At 62.4% G+C, this 17,531-nt stretch carries 17 protein-coding genes; 3 read left to right on the top strand and 14 right to left on the bottom strand.

Annotated features, from left to right (window positions below; translation table 11 throughout):
* Positions 1–66: 66 nt before the first annotated feature.
* The 3 genes from ruvB to ruvC form a co-directional block, all read right to left on the bottom strand.
* The gene (gene ruvB, locus Q0908_RS10130; protein ID WP_299283589.1) at positions 67–1,101 is read right to left on the bottom strand and encodes a Holliday junction branch migration DNA helicase RuvB; all 1,035 of its coding nucleotides are present in this window, start codon (positions 1,099–1,101) and stop codon (positions 67–69) included.
* A gap of 62 nt (positions 1,102–1,163) precedes the next feature.
* Positions 1,164–1,820 carry a Holliday junction branch migration protein RuvA gene (ruvA, locus tag Q0908_RS10135; protein WP_299283591.1) on the bottom strand — a complete coding sequence of 219 codons (657 nt, stop codon included), beginning with the start codon at positions 1,818–1,820 and terminating at the stop codon, positions 1,164–1,166.
* Positions 1,817–2,365 carry a crossover junction endodeoxyribonuclease RuvC gene (gene ruvC / locus Q0908_RS10140; protein WP_299283593.1) on the bottom strand — a complete coding sequence of 183 codons (549 nt, stop codon included), beginning with the start codon at positions 2,363–2,365 and terminating at the stop codon, positions 1,817–1,819. The genes ruvA and ruvC overlap by 4 nt, the downstream gene beginning before the upstream one ends.
* Before the next feature lie 347 nt (positions 2,366–2,712).
* Between ruvC and Q0908_RS10145 the strand changes: the two genes are divergently transcribed.
* Entirely contained in the window at positions 2,713–2,922 is a 210-nt protein-coding gene (locus Q0908_RS10145) for a DUF1127 domain-containing protein (RefSeq protein ID WP_299283595.1), read from the top strand.
* A gap of 96 nt (positions 2,923–3,018) precedes the next feature.
* On the opposite strand, the gene Q0908_RS10150 is transcribed toward Q0908_RS10145, so the two are convergent.
* The 4 genes from Q0908_RS10150 to Q0908_RS10165 form a co-directional block, all read right to left on the bottom strand.
* Positions 3,019–3,369, bottom strand: a complete 351-nt coding sequence (locus tag Q0908_RS10150; RefSeq protein ID WP_299283597.1) for a hypothetical protein — start codon at positions 3,367–3,369, stop codon at positions 3,019–3,021.
* Positions 3,370–3,482: 113 nt separating this feature from the next.
* Positions 3,483–4,349, bottom strand: a complete 867-nt coding sequence (locus tag Q0908_RS10155) for a 50S ribosomal protein L11 methyltransferase (protein ID WP_299283598.1) — start codon at positions 4,347–4,349, stop codon at positions 3,483–3,485.
* The gene (locus Q0908_RS10160) at positions 4,349–5,767 is read right to left on the bottom strand and encodes an MATE family efflux transporter (RefSeq protein WP_299283599.1); all 1,419 of its coding nucleotides are present in this window, start codon (positions 5,765–5,767) and stop codon (positions 4,349–4,351) included. The genes Q0908_RS10155 and Q0908_RS10160 overlap by 1 nt, the downstream gene beginning before the upstream one ends.
* Positions 5,736–6,968 (bottom strand): MFS transporter, encoded by a 1,233-nt coding sequence (locus tag Q0908_RS10165; RefSeq protein ID WP_299283600.1) that lies wholly within the window; start codon positions 6,966–6,968, stop codon positions 5,736–5,738. The genes Q0908_RS10160 and Q0908_RS10165 overlap by 32 nt, the downstream gene beginning before the upstream one ends.
* A 185-nt stretch (positions 6,969–7,153) precedes the next feature.
* Between Q0908_RS10165 and Q0908_RS10170 the strand changes: the two genes are divergently transcribed.
* Positions 7,154–7,609 carry a methylated-DNA--[protein]-cysteine S-methyltransferase gene (locus tag Q0908_RS10170; protein ID WP_299283602.1) on the top strand — a complete coding sequence of 152 codons (456 nt, stop codon included), beginning with the start codon at positions 7,154–7,156 and terminating at the stop codon, positions 7,607–7,609.
* On the opposite strand, the gene Q0908_RS10175 is transcribed toward Q0908_RS10170, so the two are convergent.
* The 5 genes from Q0908_RS10175 to fsa form a co-directional block, all read right to left on the bottom strand.
* Positions 7,606–8,295, bottom strand: coding sequence for a CDP-alcohol phosphatidyltransferase family protein (locus Q0908_RS10175; RefSeq protein ID WP_299283604.1), 690 nt, complete (start codon positions 8,293–8,295; stop codon positions 7,606–7,608). The genes Q0908_RS10170 and Q0908_RS10175 overlap by 4 nt on opposite strands.
* Positions 8,296–8,387: 92 nt before the next feature.
* Positions 8,388–8,969 carry a cytochrome P460 family protein gene (locus Q0908_RS10180; RefSeq protein ID WP_299283606.1) on the bottom strand — a complete coding sequence of 194 codons (582 nt, stop codon included), beginning with the start codon at positions 8,967–8,969 and terminating at the stop codon, positions 8,388–8,390.
* Positions 8,970–9,113: 144 nt separating this feature from the next.
* On the bottom strand, positions 9,114–10,034 hold the full coding sequence (locus Q0908_RS10185) for a tyrosine recombinase XerC (RefSeq protein WP_299283608.1): 921 nt from the start codon (positions 10,032–10,034) through the stop codon (positions 9,114–9,116).
* Positions 10,031–10,738: a DUF484 family protein gene (locus Q0908_RS10190; protein WP_299283610.1), complete on the bottom strand. Its 708-nt coding sequence runs from the start codon at positions 10,736–10,738 to the stop codon at positions 10,031–10,033. Before Q0908_RS10190 ends, Q0908_RS10185 begins: the two co-directional genes overlap by 4 nt.
* 280 nt (positions 10,739–11,018) lie before the next feature.
* Positions 11,019–11,672, bottom strand: coding sequence for a fructose-6-phosphate aldolase (gene fsa, locus Q0908_RS10195; protein ID WP_299283612.1), 654 nt, complete (start codon positions 11,670–11,672; stop codon positions 11,019–11,021).
* 91 nt (positions 11,673–11,763) lie between these two features.
* Between fsa and Q0908_RS10200 the strand changes: the two genes are divergently transcribed.
* Positions 11,764–13,956 (top strand): primosomal protein N', encoded by a 2,193-nt coding sequence (locus tag Q0908_RS10200; protein WP_299283614.1) that lies wholly within the window; start codon positions 11,764–11,766, stop codon positions 13,954–13,956.
* Positions 13,957–13,979: 23 nt separating this feature from the next.
* On the opposite strand, the gene Q0908_RS10205 is transcribed toward Q0908_RS10200, so the two are convergent.
* Both Q0908_RS10205 and ileS read right to left on the bottom strand, forming a co-directional pair.
* Complete coding sequence (locus Q0908_RS10205; protein WP_366869000.1) at positions 13,980–14,330, bottom strand: DUF3253 domain-containing protein; 351 nt, start codon at positions 14,328–14,330, stop codon at positions 13,980–13,982.
* Positions 14,272–17,193, bottom strand: a complete 2,922-nt coding sequence (gene ileS / locus Q0908_RS10210; RefSeq protein ID WP_299283618.1) for an isoleucine--tRNA ligase — start codon at positions 17,191–17,193, stop codon at positions 14,272–14,274. The genes Q0908_RS10205 and ileS overlap by 59 nt, the downstream gene beginning before the upstream one ends.
* Positions 17,194–17,531 lie beyond the last annotated feature (338 nt).

Below are 17,531 nucleotides of genomic sequence, written 5' to 3' on the forward strand. Positions count from 1 at the left end.
CGTCCCCCTTTCATTGTTCCAAAACACTCCGGGGAGCCTGAGGGGCTGGCCCCTCGGTCCCGCATGTCAGTCAAACAAATCGCCCCCGGATTTGGGCGGCTCAAGGCCCAGATGACGCCACGCACGCGACGCCAGCATACGACCGCGCGGCGTGCGCTGGATTAGACCCTGCTGCAACAGATAGGGCTCGATCACCTCTTCCAGTGCATCGCGACTTTCGCTCAGGGCCGCGCTGAGCGTTTCGACCCCAACAGGGCCACCGCCATAGTGCTCGGCGATCAACGATAGGTAGCGCCGGTCGGCCCCATCCAGCCCCAAATGATCTACACCCAGACGGGTGAGGGCCGCATCAGCCAGCGCCTGGGTCACACGGCCATCGCCCTCGACCACGGCAAAATCCACCACACGGCGCAGCAAACGGCCCGCGATACGGGGCGTGCCACGGGCGCGCCGCGCAATCTCGCGCGCGCCGCCCTCGTCGGCGGGGGCCCCCAGTTTGCGGGCATTGCGCTCGACAATGGTGAACAACTCATCCTCGGTGTAAAACTGCAACCGCGTCGGAATGCCGAACCGGTCGCGCAGCGGCGTCGTCAACAGCCCCATCCGCGTGGTCGCACCCACCAACGTAAAGGGCTGTAATTCGATCCGCACTGTGCGGGCCGCCGGGCCCTCGCCGATCACAAGGTCCAGTTCAAAATCCTCAAGGGCCGGGTAAAGAACCTCTTCGACGACCGGATTCAGGCGGTGGATTTCATCGATGAACAACACATCGCGCGCCTCGAGGTTGGTCAGGATCGCAGCCAGATCGCCCGCCCTGGCCAGGACCGGGCCAGAGGTCATGCGAAAGTTCACGCCCAACTCCCGCGCCATGATCTGCGCCAGCGTCGTCTTGCCCAAGCCGGGGGGGCCATGGAACAGGGTGTGATCCATCGCCTCTTCGCGCTGACGAGCCGACTGGATAAAGACACGCAGGTTTGCGCGGGCCTCGGCCTGCCCGACAAAATCGTCGAGCATTTGAGGACGCAGGGCGCGGTCAAAACCACTCGCATCATCCTCGGGCAAGGGGTCAGGGCGCAATGTCGGGTCTGAAGCGTCAGTCATGCGTCATCTTTCGTATAGCCTTCGCCGTTCGACAGTAAGGCGGAGGTGTCCTCCGCCCTTCCCTACCCTTTCGGGGCCAGCAGTTTCAACGCGGCGCGGATCAGCGCGGGCGTCTCTGCCTCTGGCGCGTCACCCGCCGCCTGCGCAACAGCCGCAGCCGCATCCGACGGGCCATAGCCCAAATTGCCCAAAGCCGACAGCGCATCGGCCTGCGCGGTGGACGGCGCGGGCGCGGCAGGCACCGGCTCGATCACCTGCGTCTCGCCGGCGGGGATCTCGCCCAAGGCCTGCGCCACGGTGCCGCCCATCGCCATAACGCTCGGAGCCTTGTCCTTGAGGTCCAGCACGATCCGTTGCGCGATCTTGGGGCCGATGCCCTTGGCCGCCTTCACCGCGCTCCAATCCCCAAGGGCAATGGCGCGGCTGACCCCATCGGTGCCAAGCGTGCCCAGAATGGCCAGCGCGGCCTTGGCCCCGACCCCCTGCACCGACATGAGCAAGCGATGCCATTCTTTCTCTGCCAGGGTCGGAAACCCAAACAACTGCATCAGATCCTCGCGCACCACGAGGTCCGTAAACAAGGCGCAGGGCTGACCGACGCCGGGCAGACCCGCCATTGTGCGCTCCGAACAATAAACAAGATAGCCCACGCCGCGCACGTCGATCAGGACGTGATCCGCCGCGCGGTAATCGATCCGGCCGGTCAGCTTGCCAATCACGCGCGCGCCCTCGCTCGGGCATCCGCGCGGGCCACTGCGGCGGCAAGCCCCCCTGTCGGTGCCGCCGCAGCCAGACAGCGTCCCGCACCGTGATGTGCGTGACAAATCGCAATCGCCAGGGCATCCGCTGCATCGGCACCCGCAATCTCAACCCCGGGCAATTGAACACGCACCATATGCGCGATCTGTGCCTTATCCGCATGACCCACGCCCACAACCGTCTTTTTTACAGCGTTTGGGGCATATTCACCCACCGCCAATCCGGCGCGGGCCGACGCCAGCATCGCAATGCCGCGCGCCTGACCCAGTTTCAGAGTGCCCGCCCCATCCTTGTTCACAAAGGTCTGCTCGACCGCCGCCGCCTCGGGCGCATGTCGGGCGATCACCGTGGTCAGTTGGTCAAACAGGCTGAGCAGGCGCAGGGACAGATCATTGCCCGTGGAGTGGCAAATACCGTTGGCCACATGACGCAAACGCGGGCCATCCATGTCGATAATGCCCCAGCCCATGTGCCGCAACCCCGGATCAATTCCTAAAATGCGCATGATGTCCTGCCCTGTAGCCCACGTTTGTGGATTTTTTACCGCACTAGCACGAAAGGCGAACATCCGCCAAGGGTTAACCGCATCGGCCCATTTGCGACACGCACTGCTCCGCGGGCGACCAAGGCCCGAAACGGAGCGTTAAAAGCGCCATCCGGCGGGCGAAAATCGACCCGATGCCAGTCGCAATTTCGCATTACTTTACGGCAGGTTAACCACAAATTTCGACATGCAGAAAACGCATAGCACGTATGACCTCTCGCCGCTTGTCGTGCGTTCTCAACCTGCCTAAATGCTCAGCACATCGCCGAACGCTTCGGCACAAGAACATAAATCAAAGGACTGCTGAAATGGCCGCTTTCGACACAACCCGCCCCGTATATGGCGCTGCTCCGGTGGCAGGCCAAGTGCGTGGACACTTCTCTCACCTCGTCGCCAGTATCGTGGCGTGGAACGACGCCCGCGTCACCCGCAACGCATTGATGTCGCTGACTGACCGCGAACTGGACGATATCGGCCTGATCCGGGGTGACATCGAAGACGTCGCACAAAACCTCTGACCCCTTAACCGCCTCGGGCGGAAAAGACGTCAGGACACAAACAAAAGCCGCGCCGCCCCTCCGGGCCACGCGGCTTTTTCATGTCTGGTGCGGATGTCAGCGGGTGATCGGCTCCACATAGCGGGCGACAAGCTGCGTGACCGGGTCGGCCTGCATGATCCATGCGCCCCCCTGCTCAAGCAATGTGCCCTGCGCCAAGGCGTCAATGCGCTGTGTATAGGTGATCTCACCCAAGGCAGCGAACATGAACGCCTTGAAGACGAAGAACCCCAGAACGAACAGAACCACCCCTTTGACCGGGATGAACCGCGTGGGGTTACGCCGCTTGGGGGTCACAACGATCAATCCGTCGTGACGCACTTTTGAGGTGTACCCGTTGCTCATCGCAACATGCTTTCGCCCAAGGACGCGCAGCCGTTTGCGGAAATCTACTTGTGTCTCAACCATGGCAGTCTCGTTAACCTTCGAAACGGCCCCCACCAGTTTCACGTTCCACGATGCGCTTGAATTATGGCAAAATCAGGGCAATTGCGGCAAATGCACGATAAATGCAGATCGAATTACGGCTTTTTCTGCAAGGTGAGTGTGGTCCACTCACCAATCTCTTCGCGGGCGTAGATATTGTTTCCAGCCTCGGCATAAACGGCTGCCACCTCGTCCGCCTGCTCGTTCAAAATCCCTGATAGAATCGCATAGCCTTCAGACACCAGCCGCGCTGTCAGATCCGGTGCCAGCGCAATCAGCGGCCCCTTGAGGATGTTGGCAAAGATCAGATCGAAGGGGCCCGCAAGTGCTTTGTGATCAAAGCCCGCCGCCTCGACCACCCGCACCCGGTCACCCATGTCATTGGCCGCCAGATTGGCCTCGGCCACTTCTACCGCCTGACTGTCGATGTCGCTGGCCAGCACGGGGGCGTCCCAGATGGATGCCGCGCCCATGGCCAGAACAGCCGTGCCGCACCCGATATCGACGACGCTTTGGCCGACGAACCCATCATTTGCCAGCCGGTCCAGCGCCCGAAGGCAGCCCAGGGTCGTGCCGTGATGGCCCGTGCCAAAGGCCATTGCCGCCTCGATCAGCAGCGGGTGTTTGCCGCTTGGCACCTTGTCTGCGTCATGGCTGCCATAGACGAAAAAGCGCCCTGCCTCGACCGGGGCCAATTCGCGTTTCACATGGGCCACCCAATCGGTTTCGGGCAATTCAGAGACAGTGAACGGCTTGGCCCCCATCGCGGTGGACAGCAACAAAAGGGCTGTATCATCGGGTGCCTCGGTGAAATAGGCCCCGACCTCCCACAGGCCCGATCCATCCTCGACCTCGAAAACGCCGATGCCGGTCGGTTCGGGGGTCAGGTTTTCAAGCGCGCGCCCGAGCGCTTCGGCGGCAGGTTTTCCAGTCAATGTGGTCAGGGCGGTCCATGTGGGCATCAGCGTCTCCGAAATCTGTCGGCATTGGGCCAGGGGCGGCTCGGGGGCGGTATTATGTCGGCTTCCGGTCCCAGATGCGCCACATACCGCCAGCCCCAGGCGGCGGCAAGGGTGCCAACGATGACTCCTGCAGCGGCCTGCCCGTAGATCACGCCGGTTGCGCCAAAACTGCCTGCCAGGAGTGTCGCGGCAGGCCAACTCAGCACCCCATCCTTGGCCCAGCCGAGCAGCGTGGACCGTCCCGGTTTGCCAAGGTTGTTGAAGGCCGCGTTGGAGACGAACAGCGCCCCCACGAAGATGAACGCGCCTGTGCCGATGCTGGTGAAGGCGCGCAAAACGTCCGCGCCCTGCCCGCTGAGCCCGAACGCGTCGATCACCAGCGGTGTGGCCATCCACAGCACGGCCCAGGTGACCAGCGTATAGGCGGCGCAAAAGATGAGCGCATCGCGATAGGTACTGCGCAACCGGTCATAACGGCCTGCGCCGAAGTTCTGCCCGAAGATGCCCCCGATGGCCGCCGACAGCGCGAATATGCCGCCAAAGGCCAGCACCGTCAGTCGCCCGACCACGGCCCATGCGGCCACCGCATCATCGCCAAAGCGCGCCATCACGATGGTCAGAAAATAGTTGCCCGCAGGCGTCGCCATCTGGGTTGCAATCGCGGGCAAGGCCACGACCATGAAGGGGCGAAACGTGTCCATGGCACCCGCCCAATCGGGCCGGGCGATCAAGTCGTGTTGCAGTGCTGCGAAATAGAGCGCTAGCCCCATCAGCGTGAAGCGGAACAACACAAGGCCCAGGGCGGCACCGTCCAGCCCCATGCCCCACCACAGGATAAAGATCGGATCGATCACCATCAGCACGCAGCCCGAAAACAGCGTCACATACATGGCCTTGGCCGCATATCCTTCGGCCCTGAGCGTACCCGAGGCCACCAGCGCAACGGCCATCGGCATCAGCGAAAACACCGTCTGCCCCAAGTAGCGGGCGGCAAGGCGCGCCGTTTCACCCTCGGCCCCGGCAACGGCCACAAGGTCATGGCGCATCAGGAATATCAGCGTCGCAAGCCCGCCCTGGATCACGGTCGAAATGGCAATCGCGGCACCCGCCTGACGGCGCGCGCCGACCCTGTCCCCTTCACCGATCCGGCGCGACACAATGGCCGTGCCCGCGATCATCAACCCCACAACGGAGGAGACCGAAAAGAACTGGATCGCATAGGCGAACCCGATGGCGGCCACCAGTCGCGGATCACCCAGTTGGGAAATCCACAGCAAGTTCGCCGCATCGACCAGAAAGACAAAGGTCACCCCGAACGCGCCCGTGGCCGTCATGCGCACCACGTGGCCCATGGTCGGGCCTGTCAGAAAGCGCCCCTCTGGCACGCTATTTGGCAGGGGCTGCGTCGGGGGTGGCAAAGCGGGTCTCGTATCCCGGCACCGGGTGTCGCGGAATCATCAGGGCCAACGTCAGCGACGTGGCGGCCATGCCTGCGGCCAGCAGAAAGACCGCGCCGGGCGAGACGAGCCAGAGGAGGCCCAGGGGAAGCGGAAGTCCCACCGCGGCGATATGGTTGATGGTGAAGGCCACGGCAGCGGTGGGCGCAATATCCTGCGGGTCGGCGATTTTCTGAAAGTAGGTCTTCAGCGCCAGCGCCAGCCCAAAAAAGATGTGGTCCAATACGTAAAGCGTGGCCGCAACCACAAGGCCCCAGCCAAGGAAATAGACACCTCCGTATGCCAGAAAGACCAGCACGAGGCCCGTGTATTCAAAACCCAGCGCCTTGCGTTCGCCATAGACCTGGACGATGCGTCCCAAGAGCGGAGCCACCAGAATGTTGACCAGCAAGTTGATCAGATACAGCGCGGTGAGTTCGTGCACCTCAAAGCCGAATTTCTCGACCATCATGAAGCCTGCAAACACCATGAAAATCTGACGCCGCGCCCCGGACATGAATTGCAGTGCATAATAAAGCCAGTAGCGTTTGCGCAGCACAAAGGTCTTGAGTTGAGGGGTTGGGGCCTCAAACTGCGGATAGGCTATCATCGCAAAAATGGCGATGGCGGCCGTGATCCCGCCGCCCACCATGTAGACAGTATGGTAGGTCAGGCCCCACGGTTCCCACAGCAGCATGATGACGAAATAGACAAGGAACGTCGCGGTCGATCCTGCGGCCAGCAGCCAGCCGAGCATTTGCGGCGCGCGATCCTTCTTGATCCATTGCAATTGCAGGGATTGATTGACCGTCTCGTAATAGTGAAAGCCGACCGAGCTGATGAAGGTCAGGATCAGGATGCCCGTGAGTTCGGGAAACTGCGCGGTCACCGCCGTTGCGAGCCCCAGCATCACAAGCGAGACCAGCCCCAGCACCTGTTCGCGCATGAACATGATCACGACGATTACACCAACGGCCAGAAAACCCGGAATCTCGCGGATCGCATGCAGCAGCCCGATATCGGCCCCGTCGAAATTTGCCGCTTCGACCACGAAGTTGTTCAGCAGTGCCAGCCACACCGAAAACCCGATCGGCATCGCGAAGGCCATCAGAAACAGCAGCGTAATGGGGCGACGCCACGCGGACAGTTGGCGTGCGTCGGCAAGGGGGACAAGGCGGGCCATAGGACCGCCTTACGCCTTTTGCGGCAGTCTGGCGAGTGGGGATATGCACGCAGTGCATGTGCATCCGAGGTGGGCACATGTGGCAGGTGTCGGAGCCTCCGGCGGAGGTATTTTTGGCGAAAGGAAGATGGGGATGCGCAAGGATCGGGTTGAGTGTCGGGGCGATCCAGCGTGATAGTGGTGCCATGAAACTGCGCGATGTTGAAACACAGTTCGGGGCGCTGACCCTGACGGAAGACAAGGGCGCGATTGTGCGTCTGAGTTGGGGGGTGTCGGGATCGATGGAACGCTCGGACGTGCTGGATGCGGCGGCGTTGCAATTGGCCGAATATGATGCAGGCACGCGCGAGCGGTTTGATTTGCCGCTGCGGGTGGGCGGATCGCAGCTGCAACGCGATGTCTGTGCGGCGATGTCGGCGATCCCGTTTGGCTACACCGTCACTTATGGGGATATTTCCAAGGAGTTGGGTGTACCCGCGCAAGCCATCGGTCAGGCCTGTGGTGGCAATCCCATTCCGATCATCATTCCTTGTCACCGCGTGATGGGGGCCAAGGGGTTAACGGGATTTTCAGGTGCGGGCGGGGTCGAGACCAAGGTCGCCCTGCTGCGCCACGAGCGCGCGGGCGGATACCTGATCTAGCGCTGCGGGATCAGTTGTTGGGCGAGCCCGGCGAACAGCAGGTAGACCGACGTAGCGACCAGCCCCCAATGCGCCCAGCTTTCGGGGTGAAAATCGACCCATGCGGCCCAGCCTGCAAAGAACGTCCAGGCCAGCGCCATGGGCAATGTCAGCACCCGCCAGCGCTCAGTGCGCACAGGGTGGACGAACTTGATCGGCAGGAACATCCCCACCGCCAGCACGCTGACCAGCGCGAGGCTGACCCAGAAATTCGGTTCCAGCGCGAAGATCACCAGCACCACCATGTTCCAGCACCCGGGAAACCCCGAAAACGAATTGTCCTTTGTTTTCATGCGGGTGTCGGCGAAATACATGGCCGAGGCAAAGGTGATGAGGATGATCGCGACCCAGCCCGTCCAGCCCGCCATCAGGCCCGATGCAAAGAGCGCAAAGGCCGGGATGAACACGTAGGTGAGATAGTCGATGATCAGATCAAGCAGCACGCCGTCAAACTCCGGCGCATTGGTCTTGACGTCATATTTGCGCGCCAGCGGGCCGTCGATGCCATCCACAAAGAAGGCGACAACCAGCCACAGGAACATCAGGTCCCACTTGGCCTCGACTGCCGCCAGCATGGCCAGCATGGCAAACACGGCACCTGTGGCGGTCAATAAGTGAACGGCGAGCGCGCGCATCTGAACAGTCATGCGCCCTCATTATCCATCTGGGACAGGCTTGCAAATGCAAAACCGCGCCGAAGGCGACCCTGGCGCGGCTGTATTGTGCAATCGGCGAGGGGTTATTGGCCCAAACGGACCTCTTCCAGCGGATAGCCAAGGTAATCCTGTGCTTCCCACCCGGCATGACAGTCATGGCAGAAGGACTGCTTGACCTTCATCACCTTGCCGTTGGGTTGCAGACCCGCATACAGCCAGCCTGCCGTATCCGGCGCTTCGTCCGCGCCGACCTTGGTCATGATGAACAAAGGCCCGGGACGGGCGGCTTTTTTCTTGATCGATACGGTGATCGATTCCTTGGCCAGCACCGACCCGACAGGCATTTCAAAGCCTTCTTCTTCGAACTTGAGGTATTGTTCGGCGGCCACATCGTTGGCGTAGGTGTTCAAAAGCCGGTTGCCATGCGGCCCGGCCACGGCAGGGCGCGACGCTGTGGCGGCCCATGTGCGATAGTTGGTCCCGATGTCGTCGCCTTCCTTGGCGTAGCCCGTGGCCATCTTTTCCTGAAGGCAGTCGTAAAGCCCGTTGATCTGCTCTTCGGTCAGATCAAAGGCGTCCTCGACCGTGATGGCGGCGCAGTCTTGGGCGCTGGCGGCCCCTGCGGTCAGCGTCAGCGCGGCGGCTATCGCAAATTTGCGGATCATGTGGTGTCCCCTAGATAGTTAAGTCGTGTCCCGAATATGCGACCGTAAGCCGCCCTTCAGCTTTGCCACAGACAGGCACAGATCACGCATCACCTTGATGCACATTTGCGTGAGCACAATGCGTGCGCGGAGGGCAAGCCAACCCTACGCCTTGGGATGGGCGCGGGCGTAGACATCCATCAACCGGGCGGTGTCCACGGCCGTATAGGCTTGGGTTGTGGACAGGGAGGCATGTCCCAGAAGTTCCTGAATGGCGCGCAGATCCCCGCCTGCGTTCAGCAGGTGCGTGGCAAAGCTGTGGCGCATCGCGTGGGGTGTGGCAGAGGCGGGCAGACCAAGTTGCATCCGTGCGGACGCCATTGCCTTTTGAATGGCCCTCGGGGCCAGGGCCCCACCCCGGATCGCCCGGAACAGCGGCCCATCATCCGGCAGATCGTAAGGGCAGCCCGCGATGTAGGCGTCAACAGCATCTCGCGCGGCGTCAATCACCGGCACAATCCGTTCCTTGCCACCTTTGCCGGTGATGCGCATCACCTGCGGCAGCGGCGCGTCAGACCCTTGCAGGCTGAGCGCTTCGGATATCCGCAACCCGCAGCCCCACAGCAGGGTCAGCACAGCGGTGTCGCGCAAACCTACCCATGGCTGCGTGGATTGCAGCGGCGCGATCTCAAGCAAGTCCCGGGCGGCCTCTTCGGCCAGCGGGCGGGGCAATTTCTTGGTGAACTTGGGGGCGCGTGTGCTGAGCACTGCGGTCGGCTCAAACCCCTCGCGCTGGCTGAGCCATTTATAAAACGCCTTGACCGCAGACAGCTTGCGCGCGAGCGAGCGGGGCCCGACACCACCGGACCGGGTGCGCGCCATCCACGCCCGCATGTCGCGCGTCGTGATGCGGGCCAATGCGCCCAGACCCTGGGTCTGGCCGGAGTGGTCGGTCATGAAGGTCAGAAATTCGGTGATATCGCCGCCATAGGCCAGCACCGTGTTGTCCGCTGCCCCCTTGATACTGCGCTGATGCGCCAGAAAGGTTTCCAGCGCGTCACGGGCAGCGGGGGAAATCAGGCTCATCCCAGCCAGCGCCGCATCGCCCGTTCGAACACGCCTGCGAAAAAGGCAAGCAGGTCCGTGCCCTGTTGGGGGCCGAACATGTGCGGGTCTTCGGCACCCATCACCAGCAGGCCGGGTAAACGCCCATCGCCAAAGTCGAGCTTGAGGCACGCCTCAGAGCGGATCCAGCTGCCGTCATTGCCGTAAACGGCCGTGTCGGCATCCTGCACCTGGCGCAGCGTGACCTGGCGCTCCGCACCGCCGCGCCCTTGGGTGAGGTAGTCGTCGATAAAACCCGGTTCGACCGCAGACAGGACCGCCCCCAATCGCTTGACCGCCGGGTCTTCGTCGTTTTGGACCGACTCAAGCAGCAGCTTGACCGCGTCGACGCGCAGAATTTCGGCAACCTCGCCGCCGAGATCACGCAGAAACGCTTCGAATTCCAGCGGGTCGAGCATGCGTAGGATTGCGCGGTGGATCTGGTTGGTGCCTGCAAGGTTTTCATAAGCCGCCGCAATGACCGAACGGTGCGTGTCCTCAAGGCGGTCCAGGCGCGCTTCAAGCCGTTCCATCGCCAGCCCCCGCAGATCGACAATGTTGCCCCCCATCGCGCGTTCATTGGCGGCGATCAGGGCGTGCATCAGATCCTTGTCGTCCAGAATAACGTCCGGACGGGTAATAATCGCCTCACGCAAGGCGTCATCAATCTTGGGTTGGCTGCTCATACCGTACTCATCTTATTTTGCCGTGGTCCTAGCACATCACCCCCCGGAAATCTGCCCCGAACTTGGATAAATTGGCGGCAATGCGCGCGCTGTTGCCGGCGCGCGTCAGGCACGGGGAAGTTGTATTGCGTTCTCCCCGTGATGCGGTGCGCGACACCTGCCATATCGGACCCATGACACAGACACCGCTCGCTGCCACTCACGGAGGGGATCCCCGCATTTTTCCATTGGATCCCCAAGCGTTGCGCGTGTTGCTAAGGCGGGCCGGAAACGCCTGAACTTACAGGATTTTCTGACCCGTCTTGGCCCAGTCTTTCATGAACTGATCAAGGCCCGCATTTGTAAGCGGGTGGCCTGCCAGCTTCTTGATGACCTCGGGCGGTGCAGTGATCACGTCGGCCCCGATCATAGCGCATTGGGTGATGTGCCCGACCGAGCGGATCGAGGCCGCCAGGATCTCGGTTTCAAACCCATAGTTGTCATAAATCGTGCGGATATCTTCGATCAGGTCCATGCCATCGATGTGGATATCATCCAGACGCCCGATAAAGGGCGAGATGAACGAGGCACCCGCCTTGGCCGCCAGAAGCGCCTGATTGGCCGAGAAACACAAGGTCACGTTGACCATTTTGCCTTCACCCGTCAGCACTTTGCAGGCCTTGAGGCCATCCCATGTCAGTGGAAGCTTGACGGTGATGTTGTCGGCAATTTCGGCCAGTTTGCGCCCTTCGGCGATCATCGCGTCTGCCTCCAGCGCGACCACTTCGGCGCTGACCGGCCCCTCGACCAGATCGCAGATTTCCTTGGTCACTTCGAGGATATCGCGCCCGGACTTCAGGATCAGCGAGGGGTTGGTGGTGACCCCGTCCACCATTCCCAGATCGTTGAGTTCTGCGATGGCGTCAATTTCGGCGGTATCGACAAAGAATTTCATGGACGGCCCCTCTTGATGGCTTGGCGTTTGCTCAGGCAGCGTTTACCTCATGCCGGGTGATGCTGAAACCCCCTGATACTGTGGCCGCGCCATGAGCCTTTCGTTTTTTGACGAAGGTGCGTTGGTGGCCGTGCTGACCACCCAACCGCTGGACAGGGCACTGGACTACAAGGCCCCCGAAGGTGGCTGCCATCTGGGTGCCTTTGTCGAGGTGCCCTTGGGCCCTCGCAAGGTGATCGGCGTGGTCTGGGGGCCGGGCAAGGGCGATTATGACTATGCCAAGGTCCGCTCGGTGATCCGGGTGTTGGATGTCGCGCCAATGCGGCTGGAAATGCGCGAGTTTCTGAGCAAGGCCGCCGCCTATACCCTCACGCCGATGCCCGCGATGCTGCGCCTCGCCACCCGCGCGCCCGGCCTTGGCGATCCGCCGTCGATGCGCAAGGTCTATCGCCGTGGTCCGTCCGAGCCAGACCGGATGACCGATGCCCGCGCCCGCGTTTTGGACTTTCTCGCCGAATACGGAGATCTGGCCTTCACGTTGAAAGAATTGGCGGAACTCTCCGGCGTGACCTCCTCGGTCATCAAGGGCCTCGTCAAACACGGCGCGGTCGCCGAAGAGGACAGCCCCCGCGACCTGCCCTTTCCGCCCCTTGATCCTGACCGCCCGTCCAAGAACCTGACCGCTGATCAGGCCCATGCGGCGGATGTGATCGGGTCCGCCGTTGCCTCCGGCGATTACGGCACCACCCTGCTGCGCGGCGTGACGGGGTCGGGCAAGACCGAAGTCTATCTGGAAGCCGTCGCCGCCTGCCTGCGCGCGGGACGGCAGGCGTTGGTATTGCTGCCAGAAATCGCCCTGACGGCTGAATTCCTGACCCGAGTGGAGGCCCGGTTCGGCACCCGCCCCGCCGAGTGGCATTCGGGGGCCACGATGACCGAACGCCGCCGCATCTGGCGCATGGTTGGACAAGGTCAGGCGCAGCTTGTGATCGGGGCGCGCTCGGCCCTGTTCCTGCCCTATCAGAACCTCGGGCTGATCGTCGTGGATGAAGAACACGACACCTCCTACAAGCAGGAAGACGGCGTGCTGTACAATGCGCGTGACATGGCCGTGCTGCGCGCCTCGCTGCTCGGTGCGCAGGTGGTGCTGGCCTCGGCCACGCCGTCTCTCGAGTCGTGGGCAAATGCCGAAAGCGGCAAGTACACGCGCCTCGATCTCGAGGCGCGGTTCGGCCCTGCGGTCATGCCGACGATGCAGACCATCGACATGCGGGCCGAGACGTTGCCCTCGAACCGGTGGGTGTCCGAGACGCTGAAACGGGCGGTTGATCAGCGCCTTGAGGCGGGCGAGCAGGCGATGCTGTTTCTGAACCGGCGCGGCTATGCCCCTATCACGCTTTGTCGGGCCTGCGGGCATCAGGTGGGCTGTGATCAATGCGATGCGCGCATGGTGGAACACCGGTTTCTGAAACGCCTTATGTGCCATCAATGCGGTGAGACAAAGCCCATGCCGACCACCTGCCCCTCTTGCGAGGCTGAGGACCGCATGGCCCCTGTCGGCCCCGGGGTCGAACGACTTGGCGAAGAGGCGGCGGCGCTCTTTCCAGATGCGCGGGTAGCGGTGCTGAGTTCGGATATGTACGGCTCGGCCCGCGCGCTCAAGGCCGAGATCGAGAGCATTGCAGCGGGCGGTGCGGATGTGGTCATCGGCACGCAGCTTGTCGCCAAGGGGCACAACTTTCCCAACCTGACCCTCGTGGGCGTGATCGACGCCGATCTGGGCTTGCAGGGGTCGGACCTGCGCGCCGCCGAACGCACATTTCAGCTCATGCGCCAAGTCGCGGGGCGCGCGGGACGTGCCGAGAAACCGGGCACGGCCATGATGCAAACCTTTCAGCCGGAGCATCCCGTCATTCGCGCCATTCTGGCGGGGGATGAGGAAGGGTTCTGGCGTGCCGAGGCGGCCGAGCGTGAGGCCGCAGGCGTGCCGCCCTATGGGCGCATGGCCGGGATCATCCTGAGCGGCCCGGACGTGGCGCAGGTCTTTGACGCGGCCAATATCCTGGCGCGCAACCCGCAGGCGCTCACCCGCGTGGGCGCGCAAGTGTTTGGCCCCGCCCCGGCCCCCATCGCGCGGGTACGCGGGCGGCACCGGGTGCGGTTGTTGGTCAAGGCGGGTAAGGGCGTGGCGCTGCAAGGCGCGATCGCGCAGTGGATTGCACCGCTGAAGCTGAAGGGGGACTTGCGACTGGCCGTCGATATCGACCCGCAGAGTTTCTACTAGCGGTGTGATCCAAAGGCCCGTTTTCAGGATGAAACAGGACCCGATGGCAGACCAAGGCGAATGGGACCCTTCGCCGACAGCGCCGAGACAGGCACGCCTTTCTGCGTCACGCTGATCTGCCGGACATCAGCAAGGGTTTGGACGACGCGTCTGACGTGGGGCATCAACGCGCGCCACTCTTGCGGCGACAGGCTGCGTGCCACTTCGGAGGGGCAGATGGTCTTCCCTGCCCCTCGCCGTGCAACCCCATCCAATATGGCCGCCTCAATATCCCGATCATCCGTCATAGTATGGTAAGGCGGAGGTGTCCTCCGCCTAGGCCAGTGCCGCTTCGCAGCGTCCACAGACACCTTCATGTGCATGCGTGCCCACATCCGGCAACACCTTCCAGCATCGCGCGCATTTATCACCACGCGCCTTTTCGAACACCACCGCGATGCCGGAGGTTTCGGGCATGCGGAAGGCTTCGGCAGGGGCCGGATCGGTTGTAATCGCGATTTGCGAGGTGATGCAGATGTCATGGAACGGCAAGTTGCGCAGGGTCTCTGCCAGATCGGCATCCTCGATATGGACCACCGGCCCGGCCTCAAGTGAGGCCCCGATCACCTTATCCGTCCGCTGGATTTCCAGCGCCGCTGTCACCACACGCCGCGCGTTGCGCACGCCCGCCCATTTGACAGCGAGCGCCTCATTGCTCCACGCAGCAGGCGTTTCAGGAATGTCTGTCAGGTGCACCGAACTGTCCTCTCCCGGGAAGCGTTCGAGCCACACCTCCTCCATCGTAAAGACAAGGATCGGGGCCAGCCATGTGGTCAGCCGATGGAACAGGATATCCAGCACTGTGCGGGCGCTGCGCCGCTCAACCGTGTCGCCATCGCAATAAAGCGCGTCCTTGCGCACATCGAAATAAAACGCGGACAGGTCCACGGTCGCAAAGGTGAACACCGCCGAAAACACCCGCTGAAAATCGAACGCGGCGTAGCCGTCGCGCACGACCTCGTCTAGCTCCGCAAGCCGGTGCAGCACCCACTGTTCCAACTCGGGCATATCTGCCGGGTCGGTCCGATCCGCGTCTGTGAAGTCGTTCAGCGAGCCCAGCATATAGCGCATCGTGTTGCGCAGCCGGCGATAGCTGTCGGTCACCCCTTTCAGGATTTCCGGCCCGATCCGCTGGTCAGCGGTATAATCTGTCTGCGCCACCCACAGCCGCAGGATGTCAGCGCCGTACTGGCGCACCACCTCCTCGGGCACGATGGTGTTGCCGATGGATTTGGACATCTTCATGCCCTTGGCATCCAGCGTAAATCCGTGCGTCACCACATTGCGATACGGCGCGCGCCCCGTGGTGCCAACCGATTGCAACAGCGACGAATGGAACCAGCCGCGGTGCTGGTCGGTGCCTTCCATGTAGACGTCGGCAATCCCATCGTCGGTCCCGTCTTCGCGGTCGCGCAGGGTGAAGGCGTGGGTCGAGCCGGAGTCGAACCAGACGTCAAGGATATCAGTCACCTGCTCATAGTCGTCGGGGTTCACGATCCCTTCGAGATAGCGCTGCTTGGCCCCCTCTTCATACCAGGCATCCGCGCCTTCGGCCTCGAAAGACGAAGTGATCCGCCGGTTGACCTGAGGGTTGCGCAGCAGGAAATCGTCATCCGTCGGCAGCGCGCCCTTCTTCGTGAAACAAGTCAGCGGCACGCCCCACGCACGTTGGCGCGACAGCACCCAGTCAGGGCGCGCCTCCATCATGGAATGAAGCCGGTTGCGCCCGGATTTCGGGGTCCAGTTCACGTTATCGATCTCGGTCAGCGCGCGTTCGCGAATGGTGGTGCCGTGCTGGTCCAAGCCATCGCCGACGGGTTTGTCGATGGCGGCAAACCACTGTGGCGTATTGCGATAGATCACCGGTGCCTTCGAGCGCCAGGAATGAGGATAGGAGTGCGTGATCTTGCCACGTGCCAGCAGCCCGCCGACCTCGGCCAGCTTGTCGATGACAGCGGCGTTGGCGTTGCCCTCTCTCCCATTGGGCTTCAGGATCGCCTTGCCGCCGAAAAACGGCAGATCATCGCGGAAGCGCCCATCGGGGTTCACATTGTAGGTGATGACCTGTTCGAGCATGCCGAGATCGCGGTAAAGCTCGTATTCCTCGAGGCCGTGGGACGGCGCGCAGTGGACAAAGCCGGTGCCTTCGGTGTCGGTCACGAAGTCGGCGGCACGGAAATCGCGGATGTCGTCCCACGCGCCGTTGCCACCCTCGGCCCCGTTCAACGGGTGGGTCAGCTTGATCTTGGCCAAATCCTCTTTGGTCACATCGCACAGGCGGCGATACATCGTCTCCTCAAGACGCGCGCGGCCCATCACATCCGCTGCCAGATTGTCGGCAAGGATGAACCGCTCGCCGATCCGGGCCCAGCATTCTTCGGGACGGCCAATCACTTCATACAGGCCGTAAGAGATGTCACTGCCATACACGACCGCCTTGTTCGACGGCATGGTCCAAGGCGTCGTTGTCCAGATCACCACCTTGGCACTGTCGAGCGTCGCATCCCCCGTGCCAACCACCTGAAACTTCACCCAGATCGTAAAGCTGTCCTTGTCGTGATACTCTACCTCCGCCTCAGCCAAGGCGGTCTGCTCGACCGGCGACCACATCACCGGCTTTGACCCCTGATAAAGCGTCCCGTTCATCAGGAATTTCATGAACTCTTCGGCAATCACCCGTTCGGCATGGAAATCCATGGTGAGGTAGGGTTGTTCCCAATTGCCCGTGACGCCCAGACGCTTGAATTCCTCGCGCTGGATGTCGACCCACCCGGCGGCAAAGTCGCGGCATTCGGCGCGGAATTCGTTGATCGGCACATCGTCCTTGTCGCGGCCCTTCTTGCGGTACTGCTCTTCGATCTTCCACTCGATGGGCAGCCCGTGACAGTCCCAGCCGGGGATATAGCGCGCATCGCGGCCCATCATCTGATGCGAGCGCACGATCATGTCCTTGATGGTCTTGTTCAGCGCATGGCCGATGTGCAGGTGCCCGTTCGCATAAGGAGGGCCGTCATGCAGCGTAAACGGCGTGCGCGCACCCTCGGCCTGCACAGCCTTCTCGCGCAACCGGTCATAGACCCCGATCCGCGCCCACCGTTCCAGCCATTCCGGCTCGCGTTTGGGCAATCCTGCACGCATGGGGAAATCAGTTTTGGGCAGGTTCAGGGTGGATTTGTATTCGGGCGTATCGGCGCACATGGGCGGCGTCCTTTGTCGGTCATGTCGGCTGGTTTTGTGGCGGCGGTGCGAAGCGTCTCAAACACCTTGACCCGGCGGCTCGTCTTTTGCTCAGAGCGCCGGGGAGATAATTCGCTGAATGATGGATATCGACATCATGTGGGCCTTATAGGGAGGCAATGGCGCGCTCACAATCCCCCTTCCTTTCGCCAAAAATACCTCGGGGGAGGCCGAAGGCCGGGGGCGGAGCCCCCTCAACGATACTTCCCCGCCTCTGGCGGGAGGGCGGAGCCCCCTCAACGATACTTCCCCGCCTCTGGCGGAAGGGCGGAGCCCCCTCAACGATACTTCCCCGCCTC

This window comes from uncultured Tateyamaria sp. (assembly GCF_947494755.1).
Taxonomy (GTDB): domain Bacteria; phylum Pseudomonadota; class Alphaproteobacteria; order Rhodobacterales; family Rhodobacteraceae; genus Tateyamaria.

Excerpts from the sequence above, each read along its gene's own strand:
- ruvC (WP_299283593.1), bottom strand. The coding sequence starts at position 2,365 with ATGCGCATTTTAGGAATTGATCCGGGGTTGCGGCACATGGGCTGGGGC.
- Q0908_RS10150 (WP_299283597.1), bottom strand. The coding sequence starts at position 3,369 with ATGGTTGAGACACAAGTAGATTTCCGCAAACGGCTGCGCGTCCTTGGG.
- Q0908_RS10155 (WP_299283598.1), bottom strand. The coding sequence starts at position 4,349 with ATGCCCACATGGACCGCCCTGACCACATTGACTGGAAAACCTGCCGCC.
- Q0908_RS10205 (WP_366869000.1), bottom strand. The coding sequence starts at position 14,330 with ATGTGGGCACGCATGCACATGAAGGTGTCTGTGGACGCTGCGAAGCGG.
- Q0908_RS10170 (WP_299283602.1), top strand. The coding sequence starts at position 7,154 with ATGAAACTGCGCGATGTTGAAACACAGTTCGGGGCGCTGACCCTGACG.
- Q0908_RS10165 (WP_299283600.1), bottom strand. The coding sequence starts at position 6,968 with ATGGCCCGCCTTGTCCCCCTTGCCGACGCACGCCAACTGTCCGCGTGG.
- Q0908_RS10145 (WP_299283595.1), top strand. The coding sequence starts at position 2,713 with ATGGCCGCTTTCGACACAACCCGCCCCGTATATGGCGCTGCTCCGGTG.
- Q0908_RS10190 (WP_299283610.1), bottom strand. The coding sequence starts at position 10,738 with ATGAGCAGCCAACCCAAGATTGATGACGCCTTGCGTGAGGCGATTATT.
- Q0908_RS10180 (WP_299283606.1), bottom strand. The coding sequence starts at position 8,969 with ATGATCCGCAAATTTGCGATAGCCGCCGCGCTGACGCTGACCGCAGGG.
- Q0908_RS10175 (WP_299283604.1), bottom strand. The coding sequence starts at position 8,295 with ATGACTGTTCAGATGCGCGCGCTCGCCGTTCACTTATTGACCGCCACA.
- ruvB (WP_299283589.1), bottom strand. The coding sequence starts at position 1,101 with ATGACTGACGCTTCAGACCCGACATTGCGCCCTGACCCCTTGCCCGAG.
- ileS (WP_299283618.1), bottom strand. The coding sequence starts at position 17,193 with ATGTGCGCCGATACGCCCGAATACAAATCCACCCTGAACCTGCCCAAA.
- Q0908_RS10185 (WP_299283608.1), bottom strand. The coding sequence starts at position 10,034 with ATGAGCCTGATTTCCCCCGCTGCCCGTGACGCGCTGGAAACCTTTCTG.
- fsa (WP_299283612.1), bottom strand. The coding sequence starts at position 11,672 with ATGAAATTCTTTGTCGATACCGCCGAAATTGACGCCATCGCAGAACTC.
- Q0908_RS10200 (WP_299283614.1), top strand. The coding sequence starts at position 11,764 with ATGAGCCTTTCGTTTTTTGACGAAGGTGCGTTGGTGGCCGTGCTGACC.